This window comes from Streptomyces sp. NPDC090088, from assembly GCF_044747345.1.
In the GTDB taxonomy this organism is placed as follows: Bacteria; Actinomycetota; Actinomycetes; order Streptomycetales; family Streptomycetaceae; genus Streptomyces.
The window spans coordinates 252,260-275,777 of sequence record NZ_JBIVDZ010000001.1 but is presented as its reverse complement, the minus strand read 5'-3'; the positions used below and the strand labels follow the sequence as shown (position 1 = coordinate 275,777).

General features: G+C 72.9%; 22 protein-coding genes, 1 tRNA gene and 1 pseudogene. 16 read left to right on the top strand and 8 right to left on the bottom strand.

What is annotated here, in order from left to right; all coding sequences use genetic code 11:
* The first annotated feature begins 65 nt into the window (after positions 1 to 65).
* Positions 66 to 596 (top strand): hypothetical protein, encoded by a 531-nt coding sequence (locus tag ACIPSJ_RS01225; RefSeq protein ID WP_359215592.1) that lies wholly within the window; start codon positions 66 to 68, stop codon positions 594 to 596.
* Positions 597 to 663: 67 nt separating this feature from the next.
* Here ACIPSJ_RS01225 and ACIPSJ_RS01220 read toward each other — a convergent pair whose 3' ends face one another.
* Together ACIPSJ_RS01220 and ACIPSJ_RS01215 are read right to left on the bottom strand one after the other, a co-directional pair.
* Positions 664 to 1,533 (bottom strand): spermidine synthase, encoded by an 870-nt coding sequence (locus tag ACIPSJ_RS01220; protein ID WP_401342519.1) that lies wholly within the window; start codon positions 1,531 to 1,533, stop codon positions 664 to 666.
* Positions 1,534 to 1,569: 36 nt separating this feature from the next.
* Positions 1,570 to 1,956, bottom strand: coding sequence for a hypothetical protein (locus tag ACIPSJ_RS01215; protein WP_359215598.1), 387 nt, complete (start codon positions 1,954 to 1,956; stop codon positions 1,570 to 1,572).
* 255 nt (positions 1,957 to 2,211) lie between these two features.
* On the opposite strand from ACIPSJ_RS01215, the gene ACIPSJ_RS01210 reads away from it, so the two are divergent.
* Complete coding sequence (locus tag ACIPSJ_RS01210) at positions 2,212 to 3,636, top strand: hypothetical protein (protein ID WP_359215601.1); 1,425 nt, start codon at positions 2,212 to 2,214, stop codon at positions 3,634 to 3,636.
* Between the two features lie 117 nt (positions 3,637 to 3,753).
* On the opposite strand, the gene ACIPSJ_RS01205 is transcribed toward ACIPSJ_RS01210, so the two are convergent.
* On the bottom strand, positions 3,754 to 4,350 hold the full coding sequence (locus ACIPSJ_RS01205) for a histidine phosphatase family protein (protein WP_401342517.1): 597 nt from the start codon (positions 4,348 to 4,350) through the stop codon (positions 3,754 to 3,756).
* 211 nt (positions 4,351 to 4,561) lie between these two features.
* On the opposite strand from ACIPSJ_RS01205, the gene ACIPSJ_RS01200 reads away from it, so the two are divergent.
* The 7 genes and pseudogenes from ACIPSJ_RS01200 to ACIPSJ_RS01170 all read left to right on the top strand — a co-directional run bounded on the left by ACIPSJ_RS01200 (position 4,562) and on the right by ACIPSJ_RS01170 (position 10,979).
* A complete protein-coding gene (locus tag ACIPSJ_RS01200) occupies positions 4,562 to 5,515 on the top strand; it encodes a phosphatase PAP2 family protein (protein WP_359215607.1) in 954 nt (317 codons plus the stop codon).
* Positions 5,469 to 6,650 (top strand): hypothetical protein, encoded by a 1,182-nt coding sequence (locus ACIPSJ_RS01195; protein ID WP_401344527.1) that lies wholly within the window; start codon positions 5,469 to 5,471, stop codon positions 6,648 to 6,650. The genes ACIPSJ_RS01200 and ACIPSJ_RS01195 overlap by 47 nt, the downstream gene beginning before the upstream one ends.
* A complete protein-coding gene (locus ACIPSJ_RS01190) occupies positions 6,641 to 8,230 on the top strand; it encodes a hypothetical protein (protein WP_401342514.1) in 1,590 nt (529 codons plus the stop codon). The genes ACIPSJ_RS01195 and ACIPSJ_RS01190 overlap by 10 nt, the downstream gene beginning before the upstream one ends.
* Positions 8,227 to 9,564, top strand: coding sequence for an AAA domain-containing protein (locus tag ACIPSJ_RS01185; RefSeq protein WP_401342512.1), 1,338 nt, complete (start codon positions 8,227 to 8,229; stop codon positions 9,562 to 9,564). Before ACIPSJ_RS01190 ends, ACIPSJ_RS01185 begins: the two co-directional genes overlap by 4 nt.
* A 258-nt stretch (positions 9,565 to 9,822) precedes the next feature.
* The gene (locus ACIPSJ_RS01180) at positions 9,823 to 10,188 is read left to right on the top strand and encodes a hypothetical protein (RefSeq protein WP_359215616.1); all 366 of its coding nucleotides are present in this window, start codon (positions 9,823 to 9,825) and stop codon (positions 10,186 to 10,188) included.
* A gap of 73 nt (positions 10,189 to 10,261) precedes the next feature.
* Positions 10,262 to 10,915 (top strand): annotated as a pseudogene (locus ACIPSJ_RS01175) (bifunctional DNA primase/polymerase); the annotation flags it as partial.
* A tRNA-Lys gene (locus tag ACIPSJ_RS01170) sits at positions 10,906 to 10,979 on the top strand. The pseudogene ACIPSJ_RS01175 and the gene ACIPSJ_RS01170, both read left to right, overlap by 10 nt.
* Before the next feature lie 80 nt (positions 10,980 to 11,059).
* Here the strand turns inward: ACIPSJ_RS01170 and ACIPSJ_RS01165 are convergent.
* Complete coding sequence (locus ACIPSJ_RS01165) at positions 11,060 to 12,292, bottom strand: M6 family metalloprotease domain-containing protein (RefSeq protein WP_401344525.1); 1,233 nt, start codon at positions 12,290 to 12,292, stop codon at positions 11,060 to 11,062.
* A 372-nt stretch (positions 12,293 to 12,664) separates the two neighbouring features.
* Here ACIPSJ_RS01165 and ACIPSJ_RS01160 point away from each other — a divergent pair, with 372 nt between their 5' ends.
* The gene (locus ACIPSJ_RS01160; protein ID WP_401342510.1) at positions 12,665 to 14,509 is read left to right on the top strand and encodes a putative bifunctional diguanylate cyclase/phosphodiesterase; all 1,845 of its coding nucleotides are present in this window, start codon (positions 12,665 to 12,667) and stop codon (positions 14,507 to 14,509) included.
* Here the strand turns inward: ACIPSJ_RS01160 and ACIPSJ_RS01155 are convergent.
* The 3 genes from ACIPSJ_RS01155 to ACIPSJ_RS01145 all read right to left on the bottom strand — a co-directional run bounded on the left by ACIPSJ_RS01155 (position 14,479) and on the right by ACIPSJ_RS01145 (position 17,269).
* Entirely contained in the window at positions 14,479 to 15,576 is a 1,098-nt protein-coding gene (locus tag ACIPSJ_RS01155) for an LLM class flavin-dependent oxidoreductase (protein ID WP_365682135.1), read from the bottom strand. The genes ACIPSJ_RS01160 and ACIPSJ_RS01155 overlap by 31 nt on opposite strands.
* A gap of 152 nt (positions 15,577 to 15,728) precedes the next feature.
* Positions 15,729 to 16,460: an aspartate/glutamate racemase family protein gene (locus tag ACIPSJ_RS01150; RefSeq protein ID WP_359215625.1), complete on the bottom strand. Its 732-nt coding sequence runs from the start codon at positions 16,458 to 16,460 to the stop codon at positions 15,729 to 15,731.
* On the bottom strand, positions 16,457 to 17,269 hold the full coding sequence (locus ACIPSJ_RS01145) for a decarboxylase (RefSeq protein ID WP_355711378.1): 813 nt from the start codon (positions 17,267 to 17,269) through the stop codon (positions 16,457 to 16,459). The genes ACIPSJ_RS01150 and ACIPSJ_RS01145 overlap by 4 nt, the downstream gene beginning before the upstream one ends.
* A 161-nt stretch (positions 17,270 to 17,430) precedes the next feature.
* Here ACIPSJ_RS01145 and ACIPSJ_RS01140 point away from each other — a divergent pair, with 161 nt between their 5' ends.
* Positions 17,431 to 18,384: a D-2-hydroxyacid dehydrogenase gene (locus ACIPSJ_RS01140; protein ID WP_359215629.1), complete on the top strand. Its 954-nt coding sequence runs from the start codon at positions 17,431 to 17,433 to the stop codon at positions 18,382 to 18,384.
* A gap of 16 nt (positions 18,385 to 18,400) precedes the next feature.
* On the top strand, positions 18,401 to 19,825 hold the full coding sequence (locus tag ACIPSJ_RS01135; protein ID WP_401342507.1) for an amidase: 1,425 nt from the start codon (positions 18,401 to 18,403) through the stop codon (positions 19,823 to 19,825).
* On the opposite strand, the gene ACIPSJ_RS01130 is transcribed toward ACIPSJ_RS01135, so the two are convergent.
* Entirely contained in the window at positions 19,806 to 20,300 is a 495-nt protein-coding gene (locus ACIPSJ_RS01130; protein WP_401342505.1) for a DUF3830 family protein, read from the bottom strand. The genes ACIPSJ_RS01135 and ACIPSJ_RS01130 overlap by 20 nt on opposite strands.
* 47 nt (positions 20,301 to 20,347) lie before the next feature.
* Here ACIPSJ_RS01130 and ehuB point away from each other — a divergent pair, with 47 nt between their 5' ends.
* The 4 genes from ehuB to ehuA are packed head-to-tail and all read left to right on the top strand — an operon-like array spanning position 20,348 to position 23,409.
* Positions 20,348 to 21,277: an ectoine/hydroxyectoine ABC transporter substrate-binding protein EhuB gene (ehuB, locus tag ACIPSJ_RS01125; protein ID WP_401342503.1), complete on the top strand. Its 930-nt coding sequence runs from the start codon at positions 20,348 to 20,350 to the stop codon at positions 21,275 to 21,277.
* A complete protein-coding gene (ehuC, locus tag ACIPSJ_RS01120) occupies positions 21,274 to 21,990 on the top strand; it encodes an ectoine/hydroxyectoine ABC transporter permease subunit EhuC (protein WP_359215640.1) in 717 nt (238 codons plus the stop codon). The genes ehuB and ehuC overlap by 4 nt, the downstream gene beginning before the upstream one ends.
* Positions 21,987 to 22,637 (top strand): ectoine/hydroxyectoine ABC transporter permease subunit EhuD, encoded by a 651-nt coding sequence (ehuD, locus tag ACIPSJ_RS01115; protein WP_359215643.1) that lies wholly within the window; start codon positions 21,987 to 21,989, stop codon positions 22,635 to 22,637. Before ehuC ends, ehuD begins: the two co-directional genes overlap by 4 nt.
* Complete coding sequence (ehuA, locus tag ACIPSJ_RS01110) at positions 22,627 to 23,409, top strand: ectoine/hydroxyectoine ABC transporter ATP-binding protein EhuA (RefSeq protein WP_401342500.1); 783 nt, start codon at positions 22,627 to 22,629, stop codon at positions 23,407 to 23,409. Before ehuD ends, ehuA begins: the two co-directional genes overlap by 11 nt.
* Positions 23,410 to 23,518: the final 109 nt, after the last annotated feature.

Here is a 23,518-nt window from a genome sequence, read left to right as displayed (position 1 = left end):
TCTGGGCCTGTGGATAACTCGGGACGAGTGCGCGCGGCGGTACCGCTGAGGCAGTATGGCCCGCGATGCGCAGAGGACTCGTACACGTACTGGCTTGGCTGCTCGCCACGGGCGCGGCGGTCACGCTGTCGTGGTGGGGCGTCCACACGGTGATGGCGGGCACGGCCTACGACCCGCCCCGCGCCCTGCCCGTCACGGCGGCGGACGACGACCCGACGACCCAGGGTTCCAAGCCGCTGGCGTCCGCCACCTCCCGTGCGCCGAGTCCCTCCCGGACCGCCGCGCCCCGCCCCTCCGCGAGCCCGACCCCGACGGCCTCCCGCACCCCGACCGCGGCCCCCAGCCCCTCCCCCACGGCCTCCGCCTCCGCTTCGGGCCAGGTCAAGGCCTACGACACGGACGGCGGCCGGGCCGTCTTCGACCTGGGCGAGACCAGCGCCACGCTGGTCTCGGCGACCCCGGGCACGGGCTGGTCCATGCAGGTGTGGAAGACGGAGTCCTGGATCCGCGTCGAGTTCAGCAGGAGCACGGACCGGGTGTCGGTGTTCTGCACGTGGCACGACGGCCCACCGAACGTGCAGGTGGAGACCTATTGAGCGTCCTCGCTGCAGCGCCCCGTCAGGGGCGCGGGGAACTGCGCGACAAGCCCCCACCGGCCCGCAGCTAACGAAACACAGAAGGTGGCGGCGAAGGCGAAGCCACAGCACTGTCATCAGTCACAGCCACTGCCCCGCCCGTGAAGTCCCGCAGCGCCCGCCCGTGTTCGACGCGCCCCGGGTGCGGGTCGGATGCGCAGCGCCGGGTCAGCTCGGCCACCGGCAGCTGGACGTCGGCCGCCATCAGCACCGCGTTGCCGAACCGCTTCCCCCGCCACACCCCGGCGTCCGCCACCACCGCCACCTCCGCGAACCGCGCCCCCACGGTGGCGATCTGCCCTCTCAGGTGGGCCAGCGGCGGCCCGTCCGCCAGGTTGGCGGCGTAGACACCCCCCGGCCGCAGCACCCCGCGCACCGCGTCGAGGAACTCCGTGGACGTCAGGTGCGCGGGTGTGCGCGCCCCGCTGAACACGTCGGCGATGACCAGGTCCGCCCACGCCTGCGGAACCTTGCCCAGTCCCTCCCGGGCGTCCACGGACCGCACCCGGATCCGCGCGCCGGGATCCAACGGCAGTTCCCGCCGGACGAGTCGGACCAGCGCCGCGTCCCGCTCCACGATCTGCTGGGTGGACCGGGGCCGGGTCGCCGCGACGTACCGGGCGAGCGTGAACGCCCCGCCGCCGAGGTGCACGACCTGCACCGGCCGGCCCGGCGGTGCGAGCAGGTCGATCACATGGCCGAGGCGGCGCTGGTACTCGAAGCCGAGGTGCGCCGGGTCGTCGAGGTCGACGTGGGACTGCGGGGCGCCGTCGAGGAGCAGCGTCCACGCCCGGCCGCGGTCGGGGTCGGGTATCAGCTCGGCGAGGCCGCCGTCGACGGCCTCGACGACCGCGTCGGCGGCGCCCGCCGCGCGCCGTGAGTTCCTGGTCCTGCCCATTCCGCCATTTTCCCAGGCGACGGCCGTACGGGAAATTCAGCGGCAGCTGTCCGCGGCCTCGATCATCCGGGCCGCCTCCCCGAGCGCCCGGCGCAGCACCGCGGGATCCGTCGCGAGGTCGGCCTCGCCGGGCGGCAGCAGCCAGTCGGAGCCCTCGACCGGCGGCTCGGGGTTGAGCCGCAGCCCCCGCCCGTCGGTCTCGGTGCACGTGCACGTGGAGCCGGGGACGTCCCAGCCCTCCGCCGTACCGGCCGGCACCACGAAGCCGAGGGTGTCGCCCCCGTCGTCGTGGAGGACGGGCCCCACCGCGTCCCCGGCCCCCCGGCGCAGGATGTCGACCGCCTCCAGGCCCTGCCGGGCCGGCACCGTCACGAGATCGCATCCCGCGTCGTCACAAGGATCGTTGCTCTGGCTGGTCTCCATCCCGGCCTCCACCACGCAGCCCTCTTGCAGTCCATGACGTCCAACGCGCCACCGCGTCAACGGCTACGGCGGAAGTCAGCCGCAAAGGATGGCAGTTCATGGCAGATCGTGGATGAGATATCCGGTTTGTAGCCAAACCCAGCGTCACGGGTCCAACACAGCAGGTACGTTCTTGCCCGCCGGAATCAAGGGTCCACTCGGACAACTCACCACGAGTCCGGCATGGTTCGACGGTTCGCACGAGAGGACCCGGCCATGGCGTCGTCAACCACGACCTCGTCGCAGCCCGATCGGCCGGTACGGCCGAACCTCGCCTTCCGGCAGCTGCGCGGCCGGCACTCACCGGCCGAGTTCGCCGCGCTGGTACGGCGTGCCGCCCGCGAGATCGGCGAGCGGGTGAGCTGTGACGCGCGCTACATCGGCCGGGTCGAGGCGGGTGAGATCCGCTGCCCGAACTACGCGTACGAACGGGTGTTCCTCCACATGTTCCCCGGTCGCACGCTCGCCGACCTCGGCTTCGCGCCCCGGTCGTCCGTTCGCGGACGCGGGGCACGGTCGCCGGAGGACGTGCCCCTCTCCCTCTCGGGAGGTGAGACGCAAGGGGCCGTCGAGCCGTATGACCCGCAGGACCCGTACGAGACGCACGACAACTACGAGGAGAGCGACGTGCTGCGTCGCCTATTCATGACCGGCGGGGGCGCCACCGTGGCCGCCGCCACGCTGGGGCCCCTGGGGTCCACGATCGACGCCGTGGCGGCGGACCGGCCGGTGCGCCGCGCCGGGTCCTCGCACGCGGCCGCCCTGGAGGAGGCCGTACGCCGGATCCGGCTGCTGGACGACCGGCACGGCGCGGACGGGCTGTACCGGCGCGCGGCGGCTCCGCTGCGCGCGGCGTACGCGCTCCTTGACGCGGGCGCGACCCGGCAGACGACCGCAGAGCGGTTGCACTCGGGCGCCGGTGAACTGGCCATCTCGGTGGGCTGGCTGGCCCATGACTCGGGCCGCTTCGACGACGCCCGCTCGCACTACGCGGAGGCGCTGGCGACGGCGCGGATGACCGGGGACCCGGGGCTGGAGGCGCACGCCTTCTGCAACACGGCGTTCCTGGCGCGGGACGCCGGACGCCCCCGGGAGGCGGTCCGCGCCGCCCAGGCCGCGCAGCGCGTCGGGCGCCCGCTGGGCTCGGCCCGTCTGATGTCGCTCCTCGCGCTGCGCGAGGCGGGCGGCTGGGCGGGGCTCGCCGACCGCACCGGCTGCGAGCAGGCGCTGGCCCGTGCCCAGGCCCTCTTCGAGCGGGGCCACTCGGAGTCCGACCCCGAGTGGATGAGCTTCTACGGGGAGGCCGAGCTGGAGGGGCTGGAGGCGCAGTGCTGGTCCATGCTGGGCGACTGGCCGCGGGCCGCGCGGCACGCGCGCCGGGCCGCCGAGCTGCAGGATCCGCACTTCACCCGGAACATCGCGCTGTACACGGCGGAACTCGCCGACGACCTCGCGCGAGGCGGCCACCCGGACGAGGCGGCGAGGGCGGGGATGCGGGTGCTCGACCTCCTGGACCAGGTGCAGTCGTCGCGGATCCAGGGGATGCTGGCGGGAACGGCACGCGTACTGCTGCCGCACCGGCGCGCCGGCGGCGTCCAGGAGTTCCTGGACCGGCACACGTCCACGCCGAGGGTTGTGTAGGCCGATATTCGGGTGCGGGTGGGTGGGGGCTGGTCGCGCAGTTCCCCGCGCCCCTGAAGGGGCGCTGCAGCCGGCCGGCACCGGAAAGCGAGCCTTGCCCCAGCCCTCGCCCCCGGGTCAGCCGGCCAGGTGCCCCAAGTCGTTCCAGCTCTCGATGGCCGGTTCCCCGTAGGCCCAACCCAGCACGGACAGCGAGGTCGGGTTCAACCTGATCCGTGCCGCGAAGTCCAGCGGCATGCCCAGCCAGCGCGCGCCGATCGACCGCAGGATGTGGCCGTGGGCGAAGACGAGGACGTCGCGGTCGGCCGCGCGGGCCCAGGAGACCACCTCGTCGGCGCGCGCGGTCATCTGGGCCAGGGACTCCCCGTCGGGGACGCCGTCGCGCCAGATCAGCCAGCCCGGCCGGGAGGACTGGATCTCCGCGGGGGTCAGGCCCTCGTACGCGCCGTAGTCCCACTCCATCAGGGTGTCCCAGGGGGCCGCGCGGTCGCCGAAGCCCGCGAGTTCGCAGGTCTCGCGCGCGCGTGCCAGCGGGCTGGTGCGGACCTCGGCGTCGGCGAGGCCGTCGAACGGCGGCCGGTGCAGGCGCTCGCCGAGCAGCTTGGCGCCCCGGCGCCCCTCCTCCAGGAGCGGTACGTCGGTCCTGCCGGTGTGCTTGCCGGACAGCGACCACTGCGTCTGTCCGTGCCGGGCCAGCAGGATGCGCGGTGCCATGGAGGACGAACCTTTCGGAAGAAATTCGGAAGCGGGACACCTCCATCATCACCCACGCTGGGAACGCGCCGGGAACGGGCAACCCGGTGGGCGTTCTCCGCGTCTTTGAGGGCTGAGCACCCCGCATGGGCGGGAACACGCGCAACGTAAAGTGTCACGGTCGGCCCGCCGGTCGCCGCGCAGACAGGGACGAGAAGGGGGAGGCAGTCGGATGCCGCAGACCGAGAAACCGGGCACCGAGGTGACTGCGAGAACCCGGCTGCGCTGGTGGACCGAGCTGCCGTTGATCCTGCTGGTGTACGGCTGCTACTCGGCCGGCCGCCTCCTCGCGCGCGGGGACACCGCCACCGCCGTCGACCACGGTCTGGCGATCCTGCGCATCGAGAAGGACCTGCGCCTCAACGCCGAGCACCCGCTCAACCGCCTCTTCACGCACGAGGCGTGGCTCGGCGTGCCGGCCGACTTCTGGTACGCCTCGCTGCACTACCTGGTCACCCCGGTGATCCTGGTCTGGCTGTTCCGCCGGCGCGCCGAGGCCTACCGCCGGGCCCGCACCTGGCTGATGACGTCCACGTTCATCGGCCTGATCGGCTTCACCCTGCTGCCCACCTGCCCGCCCCGGCTGCTGGACGCGAAGTACGGGTTCGTCGACACGATGGCCCAGTACAGCTCCTACGGCTGGTGGGGCGGCGACGCCAGCGCCCCGCGCGGTCTGGGCGGCATGACCAACCAGTACGCGGCGATGCCGAGCCTGCACTGCGGCTGGGCGCTGTGGTGCGGGGTGATGCTGTGGCGGTACGGCAACACCCGGCTGACCAAGGTGCTCGGTGTGGCCTACCCGGTGCTGACCGCGCTGGTGGTCATGGGCACCGCCAACCACTACTTCCTGGACGCGGTCGCGGGCGCCGTCGTCATGGGCGCCGGCTTCCTGCTCGCGCCGTACGTGATGCGGGTCGCCGATCTCGTCCGGCGGCGGATCACCCCGCGCGCCTCTCTCGTCGCAGCGCGCTCGGAAGGCTCGGGCTCCCCGATTGTCAGTGCCGGATGCCAGACTTCGGCGGGTGAGCGAATTCCATCGCAGCGCGAGTCCCGGCTCGCCTCCGGAGCCGAACCGGACGCTGCCCCCACAGACGCGGGGGACGGCGCTCCGGCACCGGCTCGCTGAGCTGCGCGGCCCCGACGTCCCCGCCAAGGCCCTCGACGCGCGCGCCCTCGCCGCGCTCGCCGCGAACCCGGGGTGCAGACGGCGCGCGATCCTGGACGGCGCAGGGGTGGACAAGACCGCGCTGGCGGGCGCCCTCGGCGCGCCGTCGGCCTTCGGCCAGTCGCAGTTCGCGCTGACCCGGGGCAACGCCTTCGAGGCGAAGGTGAAGGCGGACGGCGGGGCGGAGTTGCTGCGGCTGGTGCGCGAGCACCTCGATCCGGGGGCCGAGCCGGCCACGCGGGCCGCCGCCGTACCCGATCTGTCCGCGATCGGCCCCGAGGGCCGTACGGCCCGCACGGCCCTGGCACTGCGCGAGGCCGCACAGGCCACCGAGGCCACCGAGCCCGCCGAGGACAGCGAAGGCGGCGAGAGCAGCCAGGGCGGCCGGGGCGGCGGCTGGGTCCTGCTCGACCATCCGATGCTGGCACTGGAGGTGGCCGGGTCCCCCGCCTTCCTGGAGCCGGACGCGGTGGTGGTGCACCCGGACGGCAGCTGGACGGTCGTGGAGATCAAGTCGTTCCCGATGCTGGACGGTTCCGCCGACCCGGCGAAGGTGGGCGCGGCCGCCCGGCAGGCGGCGGTGTACGTCCTGGCCCTCGAAGAGGTCGCGGCCCGGCTCGACCCGGCCCCGCGCGTGCGCCACGACGTGCTGCTGGTCTGTCCCAAGGACTTCTCCAACCTGCCCACCGCCTCCGCCGTGGACGTTCGCAAGCAGCGCGCGGTCACCGCCCGCCAACTGGCCCGCCTCACCCGCGTCCAGGACATCGCCGACGCCCTCCCCGAGGGCACCTGCTTCGCCCCCGGCCTGCCCGCCGAGCAGCTCACGGCGGCCGTCGAGGCGGTCCCGGCGGCCTACGCCCCCGAGTGCCTGTCCGCCTGCGAACTGGCCTTCCACTGCCGGCAGCGGTCCCGCGCGGCCGACGAGGTGACCACGCTCGGCCGCGCGGTCCGCGCCGAACTGGGCGGGCTGGCCACGGTCGAGGACGTGCTGTCGGCGGCCCGGGGCGAGAGCGGCGACGCCGCCGACCCGGCGGTCGCGGCGCTGCGCAGGGCGGCGGCGCTGCGGGCGGAGGCCCTGGGGGTCCCGTGTCCCTGATCACCACCCTGGCCCGCCTCGAGGCCCTGAGCACCGGCACCGCCCGGGCCGCGGCCACCGTCCGCCACCGGCATGTCTCCGCGCACCCCCTCGTCCTCGTGCCGCTCACCACGGCCGGTGAGGCCGGGGCCCCGCTCGGCGCGCTCGTCGGCACCGACCGGGACGCCCCGCGCCTGCTGGTCGTACCCCAGCCGCGCGACCGCGACCTGCGGTTCGCCTTCCTCGCCGAACTCGCCGACGCCGTCCTGCCGTACCTGGACTCCTACGCCGAGACCGTCGAGGCCGCCGAGCGCACCGAGACCGACCCGGAGACCGGCAAGCGGGTCAAGGTCGAGGTCGAACTGTGCGCGGACGCGCCCCAGTTGATCGTCCCGGGCCGCGCGGGCATCGAGTACGTGCGGCTGCTGGGCCGCTCGACGCGGTTCCGGCGCACGGCGGAGCAGGACCCCGAGGCGCCCTTCCCGGCCCCGCCCCGGGTGCCGTTGCTCGGCCGCTGGCTCACCCACTTCGGCGAGCGCGCCCGCGTCCCCGGTTCCTCGCTGCTGCTCGCCATGACGGACCTGCTGTCCCGGCACTGGGCCACCGGCCAGTCCGGCATCGAGGACCAGCACCTGGGCGCCCTGCTCGCCTGGATCGACCCTCCGCGGGGCAGCACGGGCGCGGAGGCCGCGCGCGTGGCCGAGCTCGCCCGGGACCCCCACGGCCAGTTGGTGTGCCCGCCGGCCGGGCCCGCCACCGACCCCGCCTTCGACAACAAGCTGCTGGCCCCCGCCTTCGAGCGCTACGACCGCGCCCGCACCGCCCTGGCCACCGCCGAGGACGGTCTACAGGCCGACGACCGGCTGGCGATCCTCACCGCCGCCGAGCGGGAGATCCGCGACCTCGTCGAGAGCCGCACCCGGCCCACCTGGGACGCGGTCTGGAGCGGCCTCGACCTGCTGCGCGGGTTGCCCGAGGGCGCCCGGGTCGAGGAGCGGTGGACGCGCGACCGCTGGTCGTTCACCGGCCACCGGGACCGCGTCCTGGCGGGCGAGCCCCCGCAGCCGCGCCGCGACGACGCGGTCACCGCCGCCAACAAGCTGGCCACGCGCGAGCGCGAACAGGCCCGCCTGGACGCCCAGGAGGCGCTCGACGACCCGCTGGTGATGGCGGGGCGGCGGCTGTCCGGGGAGGCGTTCGCGGGCGAGGTCCTCGATGTCGTCATGGCGTACAGCGAGGGCAAGCGGCCCAGCCCGCGCCCGCTGGTGACCGTGCGCACCGAGGACCGGCCGTACCTCGGCGAGCGCGCGAAGGCGTACCGCTCGCTCGGCGGCAAGCCGCAGTCCATGGAGTTCGTCGGGTCCGAGGGCGAGGGGATCCTGGTGCTGCGCGTCCTGGACAAGATGGGCCGCGGCAAGGAGCCGGAGGAGGGTTCGGTCCCGGAGAAGGGCGACCGGCTCACCTTCACCCTGTTCGAACACGAGCAGCGCGGCGGGGCGAAGCTGCCCGACCCGGAGGCGACCCCGTGGACACACGGCGGCCCGCCCGGCGAGGCCGCGCAGGAGGCCCCCGACGCGGTGACGCAGGAGGACCTGCTGTGACAACCACGGATTTCGATCCCGGAACGGCCGCCTCCCGCGCCACCGCCGCGATCCTCCACGACACCCTGAACGGCACCGACCGGGGCGTGGTCGTGGACTCCCCGCCGGGCGCCGGCAAGTCCACGCTGGTGGTCCGCGCGGCGCTGGAACTCGCGGACGCGGGCCGCCCGCTGATGGTGGTCGCGCAGACCAACGCCCAGGTCGACGACCTCGTCCTGCGGCTCGCCGAGAAGAACCCGGAGCTGCTCGTCGGCCGCCTGCACAGCAGTGACGCCGACCCGTACGACAAGGCGCTGGACGACCTGCCGAACGTCCGCAAGTCGGCGAAGGCGGCCGACCTCAGGGAGGCGCCGGTCGTGCTGTCCACCGCCGCGAAGTGGGCGCACGTCCAGGTGGACGAGCCCTGGCGGCACGCGATCGTCGACGAGGCGTACCAGATGCGCTCGGACTCGCTGCTCGCCGTGGCCGGGCTGTTCGAACGGGCGCTGTTCGTGGGCGACCCCGGCCAGCTGGACCCGTTCGCGATCGTGGGCAGCGAGCAGTGGGCGGGCCTGTCGTACGACCCCTCTGCGTCCGCCGTCTCCACCCTCCTCGCCCACAACCCGGGCCTCCCCCAGCACCGCCTCCCGGTCTCCTGGCGGCTGCCCGCGTCCGCGGCCCCGCTGGTCTCCGGCGCGTTCTACCCGTACACCCCGTTCCGCAGCGGCACCGGCCACGGCGACCGCCGCCTCACCCTCGCCGTCCCCTCCGACGGCTCAGGACCCGACCGGGTGATCGACGAGGCGGCCGAATCCGGCTGGGGCCTGCTGGAACTCCCCGCCCGGCACACCCCGCGCACCGACCCGGAGGCGGTCCGGGCGGTGGCGACGGTGGTACGACGGCTGCTCGACCGGGGCGGCGCGGCCTCCTCCGAACGCTCCCCCGACCCCTCGCCCCTCACCGCCGACCGGATCGCGGTCGGCACGGCCCACCGGGACCAGGCGGCGGCGGTCCGCGCGGCCCTGACGGAGCTGGGCGTGAGCGACGTCACGGTCGACACGGCGAACCGTCTCCAGGGCCGCGAGTACGACGTGACCGTGGTCCTCCACCCGCTCTCCGGCCGCCCCGACGCCACCGCCTTCCACCTGGAGACCGGCCGCCTCTGCGTCCTCGCCTCCCGCCACCGCCACTCCTGCATCGTCGTCTGCCGAGCCGGCGTCACCGACCTCCTCGACGACTACCCCTCCACAGAACCGGTCCAGCTGGGCACCCTCGTCAAGTTCCCCGACGGCTGGGAGGCCAACCACGCGGTCCTGGCACACCTGGCCGAACACCGAGTGCCCTGGCGGCCGTGACGAACGCCGAACCAACCCCACCCCCTCGCCGGACGGAGTCCGGCACGCCGCCGGAGGCGGCCAACGGATACAGCCCCCGACGGCTGGGAGGCCAACCACGCGGTCCTGGCACACCTGGCCGAACACCGAGTGCCCTGGCGGCCGTGACGGGCGAGCGCAGAGTCATGCGTCGGCCTCAGGGTCCCCTTGCGCGGGCGCGAGACAATGGACGGTGGCCCATCGAACCGTTGGCACCGAACCGTACGAGGAGGACCAGACATGGCGGAGCCCACGCCGCGTCGGAACGAACCGCGGCGACGCCCCGCGCCCCTGCTCTTCGAGCCTGTGGAGGCGGTCGCCGATCCGGAGCACTTCTTCGGCCTGGAGTCGCTGGACGACCCCGGGGCGCTGCTGAACCGTGCGACGGAGCTGACCCAGGCGTTCCGGGTGGCCACCGACCGGGCGGTGGAGTTCCAGGCGATGGCCGCCGCCCAGCTCGCGGACCCGCGCCGGTTCGACCGTCTGACCCCGGCCGACATCGCCGAGCGGGCCGAGTGGACCGAGGACTACGCGAAGAAGATGGTCGAGTTCGGCCGGGACCTGCTGAGGGGGGCGGAGGAGGCCGAGTCGGCGGAGCCCGTATAGCGGCGAGGCATATGCCAGGCGGGCAAGATACCCCCCTGCGCCCGACCCCGTCCCGGTTTTCCGCAACTCACGGCGAGCGGCAGCTCACGATGGGTATCAATGTCCCATGAGCAGTCCGACGAGCAGCACACCGTACGAGACGCCTCTCCGTGGCCCCGGCGACCGCTCCGACGCGGCCGGGGTCACCCCCGACGGAGCCGCCTGGCTCGCCTCCGCAGGAACGTATCCGCGGAGCACGCTCGCCCTCTGGGAGGAGCGGCCGGACGCCCCGGTCGTACTGCCCTGCGGTACGGCGTTCGACGTGGTGAACACCCCGGCACTGTTCGGCCGCCGCATGCTGGACCGGCTGTGGGACGAGGGGCCCGGCTCCGGACCCGTCGCGGTGTTCCGGGGCCGCATGCTCCTGTTCGCCGCCCCCGGCACCGCCGCCCGGCTGCCCTCGCTGCTGGGCTGGGAGGAGTGGGGCGGCCGCGGCCAGGCCGTACCGCCGCTGCTCTGCCACGGCACCGGCGACGCGGTGACCGTCCCGGCGCTGAACGCGGACCGCTCCCCCACCCCCGCCGGCACCCGCTGGCTGGTCGCCCCGGACACCCGCCACCCGTGGCTCCCCGGTCCGGAGATCCTGCTCTGGGCGGCCGTACGGGCGGCCCGCTCGGCCGTGCGGATTTCGATTTTTCCTCCCGCCGATCAGGATGCTAAGGTCTACGACGTCAGCAGGCGCCGCTAGCTCAGTTGGTTAGAGCAGCTGACTCTTAATCAGCGGGTCCGGGGTTCGAGTCCCTGGCGGCGCACGCGAAGTAGTCGGAAGGCCAAGCTCCTGCGAGCTTGGCCTTCGGGCTTTTCTTCGGCCACCGCGGCTCACTCCAGCGGCTCACTCCAGCGGCCCCGGCGTGATCCGCACGTTCCAGGACCCGGACGCCGTCCGCCCCTCCACCTCCACCTTCACGCCGTCCCCCGGCACGGTGAAGGTCTCACCGAGGGCGACCGGGGCGTCGGCCAGCGGCGGGTAGACCGAGTTCTCCCAGCAGGCCTCCGTGTGCGGGTGGGCGTCGATCACCTCGACGGGGCCGCCGCCGGAGGCCGTCTCGTCCCGGACCCGGTAGACGAGGATGCCCTCCCGGCAGGCCGCGCTGTCGTTGCCCAGGGTGCCGCGCGCCTCGAAGGCCAGCGCGCTGTCCGGCCCGGTGCGGACCACCGCCAGTTTGGTGCCGCCGCCGAGCCCGAAGGCCGGGGCGCCCGCCGCGCCCTGCGCCGGTCCGCCCGGTCCGCCCGGTCCGCCCGGTCCGGCGGAGAGCGGTTCCAGGGTGAGCCGGGTCGGCCCGGCCCCCCGGACGCACGCCACCTGGCGCGGATCCAGCCATCCCAGCTTCCACTTGTGCCAGCCGAACAGATCCGGCGAGAGCCCGAACTGGCTGCCCATCAGATCCCAGTCGCCGACATAGGTGTCCCAGTCGCCCTTGCCGTCCACCGGACGATGGTAGAGGTCGGGGAGGTCGAAGACATGGCCGGTCTCATGGGCGAGAACCAGCCGGTCCGGCGGATGCTTCTCGAAGACGGTGACGACCCGGCGGACATCCGTGCCGTCCACATGGAACGGGGTCGTCAGGTTGACCACCTTCGTGGCGTCGGAGTCCACGCCGGGCGCGTCCGGGTCGGCGACGAAGTACACGATGTCGTAGCGCTTGAAGTCGACCTCCCGGTCGGCCGCCGCGAACGCGTCCCGCAGGTAGGCGGCCCGGAGCGCGATGCTCCAGTCCCGCTGTATCCCGTAGGCGACCGACGGCCGGGGCATCCTCAGCCAGTGCGTCAGCGGGTGCGGCCGGATGGTGAACTTCCCGTAGGAGGCCTGCTCGTAGTACCGGCTGGTGGCCGGGAAGTGGTCGGCGGCGAGTTCCGCGGGGGTGGTGCGGGGCGGCGAGTCCGGGAAGGACAGGAACACCATCACGGCCGAAAGCGGCTGGGTCGGGCGGGTGTAGGCCGCGTTCCAGGTGTCGACGCCCTCGGAGTGGTGCGCGTCGGTGCGGGGCAGGGCGCAGGGGGCGGTGGAGAACGGCTCGGCGGCCGACGGTCCGGTCAGGATCGTCGTCGCGACGAGCGCCGCCATCGTGGTGGACACGGCGGCGGTGCTGCGCAGCGGGAGACGCGGCACGGAAGGACCTCCGGGGCGGTTCGCGGGACACCGCCACCCAGCCTGTGTGAGTTTGTCGCGTTATGACCTGTTTATCTGCACCAGAAGGGTGAGGAACCCCCTGCTCACCACGGGGAGACCCGAACGGCCGACACCCCGACACACTCACGGAACGTCACAAGTGGTCGGGCGCCTCAAGAACCCGTCCAGGTGCGGGCAGAAACGATCTGTCAGAACCGGTGCTTCATCGTGGACACTGGACAGTGGCTGGAAGGCCCTCGGGCCAGCCTCTATGATCGGCACACTTTCCTGCACGGACAGAGATCGAGTGCACTGCGGGAGCGAGCGGTGAGCGGAACCTCCGAAGGGCCGACGCCCGCGGCAGACCTCGACCGGTCCGCCGTCACAGAGAGTGACAAGAGCTATCAGAAGTCGTACGACGAGACGACCGACCCGAACACCTACGAGCACGCCTTCACGGCCGCCGCGCTGCCCATGGCCGTCGTCGACCGCGAAGGCCATGTCACCACCGCCAACGAGGCGTTCGGCACCCTGATCGGTGCCGACCCGGCCGGGCTGACCGGGCGGGTCGCCGCGGACCTGGTGGACCTGGCCTCCGACGCCCGTACCTGGCACGCGTACCGCGAGGTGCTGCGCGGCCGGCAGGCCAAGCTGCGCTGCACCCGCCGGCTCAAGCACCCCGACGGGCACTCGCTGTGGGTCCAGGTGACCGTCGCCCCGCTGTCGAAGACGCGACCGGGCGTGCTGCTCTCGGTCTCCGACATCAGCGAGCGCCGTGAACTCCAGGCCCGGCTGCGCCACTTGCAGATGCACGACCCGGTGACCCGGCTGCCCAACCGGACGCTGTTCTTCGAGCGGCTGTCGGCCGCGCTGGAGGCGGAGGCGTACGAGCAGAGCGGCACCGGCCGGATCGGCCTGTGCTACCTGGACCTGGACGGCTTCAAGGCGGTCAACGACACCCTCGGCCACCGGATCGGCGACCGGCTGCTGGCCGCCGTCGCCGAACGGCTGACCCGGGTCGCCGACGAGGCCGGCTTCGCGCGGGCCGGGGCACCGCTGGTGGCCCGGCTCGGCGGCGACGAGTTCGCCCTGCTGGTCGAGGACTCCACGGGCACCGAGCAGTTGGCCGACCTGGCCGAGTCGGCGCTGGCGGCCCTCCAGGCGCCCTTCGACCTGGCCGGCCAGCGGCTGTCGCTCTCGGCGTCGATCGGCGTGGTGGAGCGGCACGCGGCCGGCACCACCGCCACCGGCCTGATGCAGGCCGCCGACACGACGCTGTACTGGGCGAAGGCCGACGGCAAGTCCCGCTGGACGCTGTTCGACCCGGAGCGCAACGCCCACCTGGTGACCCGCCAGGCGCTCTCCTCCACGCTCCGACCGGCCATCGAGCGCGGTGAGTTCACCCTGGAGTACCAGCCGCTGGTGGGCATGGAGGACGGCCGGCTGCGCGGTGTCGAGGCGCTGATCCGATGGAATCATCCGCAGTTCGGCACACTGACGCCGAATCGGTTCATCGGAATTGCCGAGGAGGACGGCTCGATCGTCCCGCTCGGCCGCTGGGCCCTGACCACCGCCTGCCGGCAGGCCCGCCGCTGGCAGCTGGACCACCCCGGCGAGCCGCCGATCTTCGTCAGTGTCAATGTCGCCGTCCGCCAGGTCTGGGACTCCGACCTGGTCGCGGACGTGGCCGAGACCCTGGCCGAGACCGGCCTGGCCCCGCACCTGCTCCAGCTGGAGCTGACGGAGTCGGCGGTCATGGGCTCGGCCGGCCGCCCCCTCCAGGCCCTCCAGGCCCTGAGCGACATGGGCGTCCGGATCGCCATCGACGACTTCGGCACCGGCTACTCGAACCTCGCCTACCTCAGCCGCCTCCCGGTCTCCGTCCTCAAGCTGGACGGCTCCTTCGTGAGGGGCTTCCAGTACGACGACCCGGGCGACCGCCCGAACCCGGCGGACGAGGTCGTGGTCGAGGCAATGATCCAGCTGGCCCACCGCCTCGGCCTCACCGTCACCGCCGAGTGCGTGGAGACCTCGGCGCAGGCCTCCCGGCTGCGGCACATCGGCTGCGACACCGGCCAGGGGTGGCTCTACTCCCGGCCGGTGGCGCCGGATCGTATCTCCGAGCTGCTGGGCACCCGGAGCTACGCGGACACCCCGGTCGGCAAACCGTAGGCGTCGGCGACCAGTTCGTAGGAGCGCAGCCGCAGCTCGCCGCGGTGGGCGTGCGACGTGAGCATCAACTCGTCGGCGCCGGTGCGCTTCTGCAGGTCGTCGAGACCGGCGCGGACCTCGTCGGCGGTGCCGTGCACGATGTTGGAGGTCCACGAGTGCACGAACTCCTCCTCCATCGGGGAGAACTCGTGCTTCTCGGCCTCGTCCGGGTCGGGGAACAGCCCCGGCCGCCCGGTGCGCAGCCGCAGCATGTTCAGCGCGCCGGCCCGCACCTGGCGCCGGGCCTCGCGCTCGTCGTCCATCGCGAGCACGGAGACGCCGATGAGGGCGTAGGGCTCGTCGAGGACCGCGGACGGGCTGAAGGACTCGCGGTACAGGTCGAGGGCCGGGACGGTGTTCTGCGCGGAGAAGTGGTGCGCGAAGGCGAACGGCAGCCCGAGGATGCCGGCGAGCCGGGCGCTGAAGCCGGAGGAGCCGAGCAGCCAGATCGGCGGCCGGTGCGGCGACTGCACCCCGCCCGGGGTGGTGGCCTGGATCGGCCCGGGGATCGCGTGGATCCTCCGGTACGGGTGCCCGTCCGGGAAGTCGTCGTCGAGGAACCGGGTGAGCTCGGCGAGCTGCTGCGGGAAGTCGTCGGCGCCCTCGTTGAGGGTCTGGGTGCGGCGCAGGGCGGCCGCGGTGGCCCCGTCCGTGCCCGGCGCCCGCCCGAGCCCCAGGTCGACCCGCCCCGGCGCCAGCGCCTCCAGCGTGCCGAACTGCTCCGCGATGACGAGCGGCGCGTGGTTGGGCAGCATGACACCGCCCGAGCCGAGCCGGATCCGCTCCGTGTGCGCGGCGAGGTGGGCGAGGATCACGGCCGGCGAGGAGGACGCCACCCCCGGCATCGAGTGGTGCTCGGCGACCCAGTACCGGTGGAAACCGCGCGCCTCGGTGAGCCGCGCGAGCGCCGCGCTGGTGCGCAGGGCGTCGGTGGCGGTACTGCCGGTGCCCACGGTCACCAGGTCCAGTACGGAGAGGGGGACGGGGGCCGTCCCGTGCGTGATGCCCCGGATCTCGTCTGCCGACACGGTGAGAGCCTCCTGCTGTAGCGGCCGTGAACTGTCCTGAGGGGCGATAACAGGAGGATGGCTCCGCTTATTCCGGGCTTCTTCTTCCTGGCGTTGTTCTTGGCTTTTTTTGGGGGGTCCAGGGGGCGGAGCCCCCTGGTACGGCGACCGGGTCAGACCTGCACGAGGGGCTCGCGGGTGAACAGCGCACCCAGCGCCGGCGCGTTCACTCGCCGGTCCGCCAGCCGCAGGCCCTCCCAGACGGTCACCTGGTTCGCCGTGAGCACCGGTTTGGACAGCGCCTTCTCCAGGAGGGACAGGTGCGCCGCCGTGTGCAGGGCGGTGTCCGGGAGCAGCACGGCCTCCGCGCCGGAGGCGTCCGCGGCACGCGCGAGGGTGAGGACCTCCTCCTCCCCCCACGTCCCCACCTCCGCCGCCGTGACGACCCCCGAGGAGCGGACCCCGGTCACCTCCAGGCCCGCGGCCCGCAGGAAGTCGGCGAAGAGGGCGGCCACGTCGTCCGGGTAGGTCGCGCCGACCGCCACCCGCCGTACCCCTAGCTCCCGTGCCGCGCGCACGAAGGCGAACGACGTGGAGGAGGCGGGCATCCCGGCCGCCGCGGCGAGGGCGCGGACCTGCTGCTGGGCGCCCTCCCAGCCGTACACGAAGCTCCCGCTGGTGCACGCCCACACCACCGCGTCCGCGCCCGCGAGCCGCAGCTGGGCCACCCCGGCGGCCAGCCGCGCCTCGGCGCCCATCTCGCGCAGCGCGTCCACCCGGTGCGCGTCCTCGCCGATGTCGGTGTGGACGACGTCCACCCGGACGTCGCTGCCGAGGAGCTGTTCGATACGGGGGTAGTCGTCCTCGGCGGAGTGCCCCGGGTAGAGGAGTCCGAGCGCTGTCATGTCCACCCTTCCTGCTGTTCTTCCGGCAGTGCGGGCCAGTCACGCGACGCCGCCGAGCCGTCCCGGTGGTCGTCACCGTGACGGATCAGCGCCTGGTACGGCCCCACGGCTCGGGTACCCAGCCTGCGCAGCGCCGCCCACATCGTGACCTGGTTGGCCGACAGGACGGGGAGGCGCAGTTCGGCCTCCAGCTGGGGGATGACGTCGTAGGTGGGGAGGTTGGTGCAGGAGATGAACAGGGCGTCGGCGGCCCCGGGCCGTACCGCGCGCCGGGCCATGGTCACCACGTCCCGGTACGGCACCTGCCAGATGTGCCGGGTCAGCCCCATGAACGCGCAGCCTGCGACCCGTACGCCCGCCTCCGCGACGTACTCCTCCAGAACCCGGGTCACCGAGACGGTGTAGGGCGTGACCAGCGCGAGCCGTCGTACGCCCAACTCGGTCAGCGCGTCGAGGAGGGCTCCGGAGGTGGTCACGGACGGCACCGCGCCGGACCGGGTCATCGCCTCGCACATCGCGCGCTCCCCGGCGATCCCGCCGACGAAGCTGCCGGAGGCGCAGGCGTAGGCGACCACCTCGGGGGCGACGGCCGTCAGCGCGCGGACCGCCTCGCCGAGGGTCTCGTGCTCGCTGACCAGCCGGGCCAGGTCGAGGCTCACCTCGACCGGCACGAAGGGGGTCCTGGTCAGGTGCAGGGAGACGTCGTCCGGCACCCAGCGCCACAGCTCGCGGTCGAGCGCGAAGTCGAAGGGCGCCACGACGCCCACGCCGCGCTGGGGACGAGGTCCGCCCAGAAAGGAGACGTCCATGGGAAGTCACCGGCCTCACCTTGGAGATCGAGGAGGTAACGGTCGACGGATACGCCCGTGTTGACGAAGGTAGGTTCGAGTGCCAGCGTGGTCAATCCGCGCATCTGAGACCTTGCGTCCGCCCATGTCAGACGCTGTCGGACACCGGGAGACCACCCCGAATGACGCCGCCCGTGCCCACCCTGCTGGTCCTCGACGCCGACCCGCCGCCGCGGCTGGGGCGGCTCACCGGCCGTGCCCGGATCGTCCGCACGGACGCGGCCGGCCTGGCGGCCCGGCTGCCGACGGCCGATGTGCTGCTGGTCTGGGACTTCGCCTCGCACGCCGTCCGCGAGGCGTGGCCCGGCGCGGGGCCGAGGCCGCGCTGGGTGCACACGGCGAGCGCGGGCGTGGACCATCTGATGTGCCCCGAGCTGGCCGCGTCCGACACGGTCGTCACCAACGCGCGCGGGATCTTCGACCGGCCGATCGCCGAGTACGTGGCCGCGCTGGTGCTGGCCGTCGCCAAGGACCTGCCGGGGACCCTGGGTCTCCAGCGGGAGCGGACCTGGCGGCACCGGGAGGCGCGCCGGGTGGGCGGCACGCGCGCCTGCGTGGTGGGCTCCGGGCCGATCGGCCGGGCGATCGTCCGCACACTCAAGGCCCTCGACATCACCACGGCCCTCGTCGGCCGCGTCCCGCGCACCGGCATCCACGGCCCCGCCGACCTGGACCGGCTGATGTCCCGCGCGGACTGGGTGATCTCGGCCGCGCCGCTGACCGAGCAGACGTACGGCATGTTCGACGAGCACCGCTTCGGGGTGATGCAGCCGTCGGCCTGCTTCATCAACGTCGGCCGGGGGCAGCTGGTCGACGAGGAGGCGCTGGTGCGGGCGCTGACCAGGCGCTGGATCTCCGCCGCGGCCCTGGACGTCTTCGCGACCGAGCCACTGCCCGCCGACAGCCCGCTGTGGGACGTGCCCGGCCTGATCGTCTCCCCGCACATGAGCGGGGACACGGTCGGCTGGCGGGACGAACTGGGCAGCCAGTTCGTGGAGTTGTACGAGCGGTGGGCAGCGGGCAGATCTCTGCTGAACGTGGTCGACAAGCAACGCGGATACGTGCCCGGTCACTGACCCTCGGGAGGGGCCCATGCAGCTCACCGACCTCACCGACCTCACCGCCCGACAGCTCCTCGACGGCTACCGCACGGGCGAGTTCGGCCCGGTGGAGGCCACCCGGGCGGCGCTGGAACGGGCGGCGCGGATCCAGCCGGAGGTCAACGCCTTCGTCCGTCTCCTGGAGGAGGACGCGCTTGCCGAGGCGCGGGCGGCGGAGGAGCGGTGGCGGCGGGGCGAGCCGAGGGGTCTGCTCGACGGGGTACCGGTCACCGTCAAGGACATCCTCCTGCTGCGCGGCCACCCGACCCTGCGCGGCTCCGGGACGATCCCCGCGGCCGGGTCCTGGGACGAGGACGCGCCCTCGGTCGCCCGGCTGCGCGAGCACGGCGCGGTGTTCGTGGGCAAGACCACCACTCCGGAGTTCGGCTGGAAGGGCGTGACGGACTCCCCGCTCTCGGGGATCACCCGCAACCCGTACGACCCCTCGCGCACCGCCGGCGGATCGAGCGGCGGCAGCGCGGCGGCCGTCGCGCTGGGGGCCGCGCCGCTCTCCCTCGGGACCGACGGCGGCGGCAGCGTCCGTATCCCGGCCGCGTTCTGCGGGATCTTCGGCCTGAAGCCGACGTACGGCCGGGTGCCGCTCTACCCGGCGAGCGCCTTCGGCACGCTGTCGCACGTGGGCCCGATGACCCGGGACGCGGCCGACGCGGCGCTGCTCCTGGACGTGATCGGAACACCGGACGCCCGGGACTGGTCGGCCCTGGGACCGGCGCCGGGGTCCTTCTCCGCGGCCCTCGGCGAGAGCGTGCGCGGGCTGCGCGTGGCCTTCTCCCCCTCGCTGGGCGGGCAGGTGGCGGTCCGTCCGGCGGTCGCGGCGGCGGTACGGCGGGCGGTGGCGGAGCTGGCCGGGCTCGGCGCGTACGTCGAGGAGGCCGACCCGGACTTCAGCGACCCGGTGGAGGCGTTCCACACGCTGTGGTTCGCGGGCGCGGCCCGGCTGACCCAGCGCTTCTCCCCCGAGCAGCGGGCGCGACTCGACCCGGGGCTGCGGGAGATCTGCGGCCGGGGCGCCCGGCTGAGCGCGCTCGACTATCTCGCGGCGGTGGACGTCCGGATGGACCTGGGCCGCCGGATGGGTCTCTTCCACGAGCGCTACGACCTGCTGGTGACGCCGACCCTGCCGCTCACCGCGTTCGAGGCGGGGGCGGAGGTGCCGAAGGGCGCGGGTTACCGCAGGTGGACCGGCTGGACCCCGTTCACCTACCCGTTCAACCTGACCCAGCAGCCGGCGGCGACGGTCCCCGTCGGGACGGACCCCGACGGCCTGCCGATCGGGCTGCAGATCGTGGCCGCCCGCCACCGCGACGACCTGGTCCTGCGCGCCGCGCACGCCCTGTACGAGGCGGGGGTGGCCTCGGCACCGGCAGGCGTCGCGGCTATGCCCTCCGGAAGCTGAGCGTCTCCCCCGCCGCCCCGGTGCGCCACAGGTCGTTGCAGGCCTCGGCGATCTCCGCGAGGCCGTCCACCACCTGCCCCCACACGATCCCCGGCACCCATCCCACGTCCCCGTTGAGCAGCAGGTTGTTGCGCTCGTAGAAGAGGGCCAGGTCGACCACCGTCGTACCGGCGCGCACCTCGCGGTCGTAGCCGTAGGCCTTCGTGCCCAACTCGGTGCCGGCGAAGGAGAAGTAGCAGAGGTCGCCGGGGACGGGGGTGACGGTCGGGTTCTCCAGGGGCGGTTCCGTGCCGGCGAATGGCGGGAAAAGCGCGTAGATCTCGTTGCGGGCGTACTTGGCGTGGTAGACGTCCCCGGCCAGTGGCAGGGCGTCCCAGACGGCGGCGCAGGTGAGCGGGGCGCGGTCGTCGAGGAGGCGGGCGGTGGCGGTGACGCCACGGCTGACCAGCGAGACTTCGAGGTGTCGATTGCCCATGCAATCCATGGTGCATAAGTGGGTCGGGTCCGGGTAGCCGCGCCGCCATGGCTCCACCACATGCGAACGACATAGACACATCTGGGTACGAATCCAGACAAAGTAGGCGTGCCGTGCTCGCAGGTGTCGCCGCCGTCGGCGCGCTCGCCGCCGCCGGGTGCACAAGGGTGGCCACCGCGTCCACCGACAACGGCGGTGACCTGCTGCAACGGCTGCGCGCCCAGGGGGTCGTGCGGCTCGGGATCGCCGGTGAGATCCCCTTCGGATACATCGACAGGAACGGCCATCTGACCGGTGAGGCACCGGAGTTGGCGAAGGCGGTCTTCAAGCGGCTCGGGGTCGACTCGGTACAGCCGGTGCCGACCGAGTTCGGTTCGCTGATTCCCGGACTGAATTCGCAGCAGTTCGACGTCGTGGCCGCCGGGATGTACGTCAACCCGGAGCGGTGCGCGCAGGTGATCTTCGCCGATCCCGACTACCAGATGCTCGACTCGTTCGTCGTACGGAAGGGCAATCCCAAGGGGCTGCACGACTACCAGGACATCGTCGCGAAGAAGGCGAAGTTCGCCACGGGGACGGGCTACGCGGAGATCCAGTACGCGGTCGAGGCCGGGTACAAGGAGAGCGACATCCTGATCGTCCCCGACCAGGTCGCCGGGCTGAACGCCGTGGAGGCAGGGCGGGTCGACGTGTTCGCCGGGACCGCGGTCACCGTCCGCGCGGTCGTCAAGAAGTCCGCCAAGGCCGAGGCGACCGAGCCGTTCGCGCCCCTCGTGGGCGGCGAACCGCATGTCGACGGGGGCGCGTTCGCGTTCCGGTCGGCGGAGACGCGGCTGCGGGACGCCTTCAACGGGGAGCTGCGCAAGTTGAAGCAGAGCGGTGAACTGCTGCGGATCCTGCGGCCGTTCGGCTTCACCAAGGCCGAGATGACCGACCTGACGGCGAAGGAGCTGTGCGGGGGAGGCAAGAGCGGATGACGTCGGGACTGTGGGAACTCGTACTCAAGGGCGTGTGGACCACCGTCCAGCTGCTCGTGCTCAGCGGGCTGCTGATGACGGCCGTCGCCCTGGTGGTGGGCGTGGCGCGGACGAACCGGCACTGGATCGTGCGCTTCCTCGCCGGCTTGTACACCGAGGTGTTCCGCGGCACCTCGGCGCTGGTGATGATCTTCTGGGTGTTCTTCGTGCTGCCGGTCGCCTTCGGCTGGCAGCTGGTGCCGCTGTGGGCGGGCACCCTCGCGCTCGGGCTGACGTACGGCGCGTACGGCGCGGAGATCGTGCGCGGAGCGCTGAACGCGGTCGACCCTGCGCAGAAGGAGGGCGGGATCGCGCTCAGCTTCACGCCCTGGCAGCGGCTGCGGCTGATCCTGCTGCCGCAGGCGGTGCCGGAGATGATCCCCTCCTACTGCAACCTGCTCGTCGAACTCCTGAAAGGCACCGCGCTGGTGTCCATCACCGGCATGGGCGACCTGGCGTTCAGCGGGAACCTGGTGCGGCTGGCGTTGCAGGAGAGCGCGCACGTCTACACGTATCTGCTCCTCATCTACTTCGTGATCGCGTTCGCCATCACCCGGCTGATGCGTGAGCTGGAGAAGCGGCTGAGGGCCGGGATCGGCAAGGGCCCGGGGAACGAGCCGGAGGCGCGGGCGCGCAAGCGCCGGGAGACGACCGGGGTCGGTGGTGTCGCGTGAAGTGGGACTGGAGTGCCGTAAGCGAGTTCATGCCGCGTTTCTGGGACGGTCTGCTGGTCACCCTGCAGGCGCTGGCCCTCGGTTCGCTGATCTCGTTCTCGCTGGGGCTGGTGTGGGCGCTGCTGATGCGCACGCCCACCCGCTGGGTGCGCTGGCCGGTCGGCGTGGTGACCGAGTTCGTGCGCAACACCCCGCTGCTGGTGCAGCTGTTCTTCCTGTTCTACGTGCTGCCCGAGTGGGGGCTGACCTTCTCCGCGCTGACCACCGGTGTCGTCGCGATCGGCCTGCACTACTCGACGTACACCATGCAGGTCTACCGGGCCGGTATCGAGGCGGTCCCGGCCGGCCAGTGGGAGGCGGCGACGGCGCTCAGCCTGCCCGCCCGGCGGACCTGGTTCGCGGTCATCCTGCCGCAGGCGCTGCGCCGGGTCGTGCCACCGCTCGGCAACTACGTGATCTCGATGCTCAAGGACACACCGATCCTGATGTCGATCACCGTGCTGGAGATGCTGGGCCAGGCGCGGCTCTTCTCCCAGCAGCACTTCCAGTTCACCGAGCCGGTGACGGTGATCGGCGTCGCCTTCATCGTCATCTCCTACCTCGCCTCCCTTCTCCTGCGCACCCTGGAGCGTCGCCTTGTCCGTTGAGACCAGCAAGCAGCCGAGTACCACCGATACGACACCCACCGAGCTGATCCGCCTGGAAGGGGTGACCAAGCGGTTCGGGGACAACACCGTCCTCGACGGGCTCGACCTGAGCGTGCAGGCGGGCCGGCACGTCACCCTGATCGGGCCCTCGGGCTCCGGCAAGACCACGATCCTGCGCCTGCTGATGACCCTGACCGAGCCGGACTCCGGCACCGTCACCGTGGACGGGCAGCGGCTCTTCCCGGCGTCGGAGAAGGAGCTGCGGGAGGTCCGCAAGAAGATCGGGATGGTCTTCCAGCAGTTCAACCTGTTCCCGAACATGACCGTGCTGCGCAACATCACCGAGGCCCCGGTGACCGTGCTCGGCCTGCCGAAGGACGAGGCGGAGGCGCGCGCCCGGGAGCTGCTCGACCTGGTGGGCCTCGCCGACAAGGCCGACGCCAAGCCGACCCAGCTCTCCGGGGGCCAGCAGCAGCGCGTCGCGATCGCCCGGGCCCTGGCCATGCGGCCGAAGGTGCTGCTCCTCGACGAGGTGACCTCGGCGCTCGACCCCGAGCTGGTCGCGGGCGTGCTGGACCTGCTCAGGGACATCGCCCGCACCACCGACATCACGATGCTGGTCGTGACCCACGAGATGAACTTCGCCCGGGACATCTCCGACCAGGTCCTGATGTTCGACGCGGGCCGGATCATCGAGGCGGGCCCGCCGGAGCGGATCTTCAGCGAGCCCGAGCACGAGCGGACGCGGGAGTTCCTCGGCGCGGTGCTGTAGATATATCCCGGTACGGCGCCGTAAAAGTTTCCCCGCGTGGCGCCGTGACTACAGGAAGTGAACGCCCGATCCCCCGAGGTCCAGCGGCCGGGACATCCCTCTGGCATAT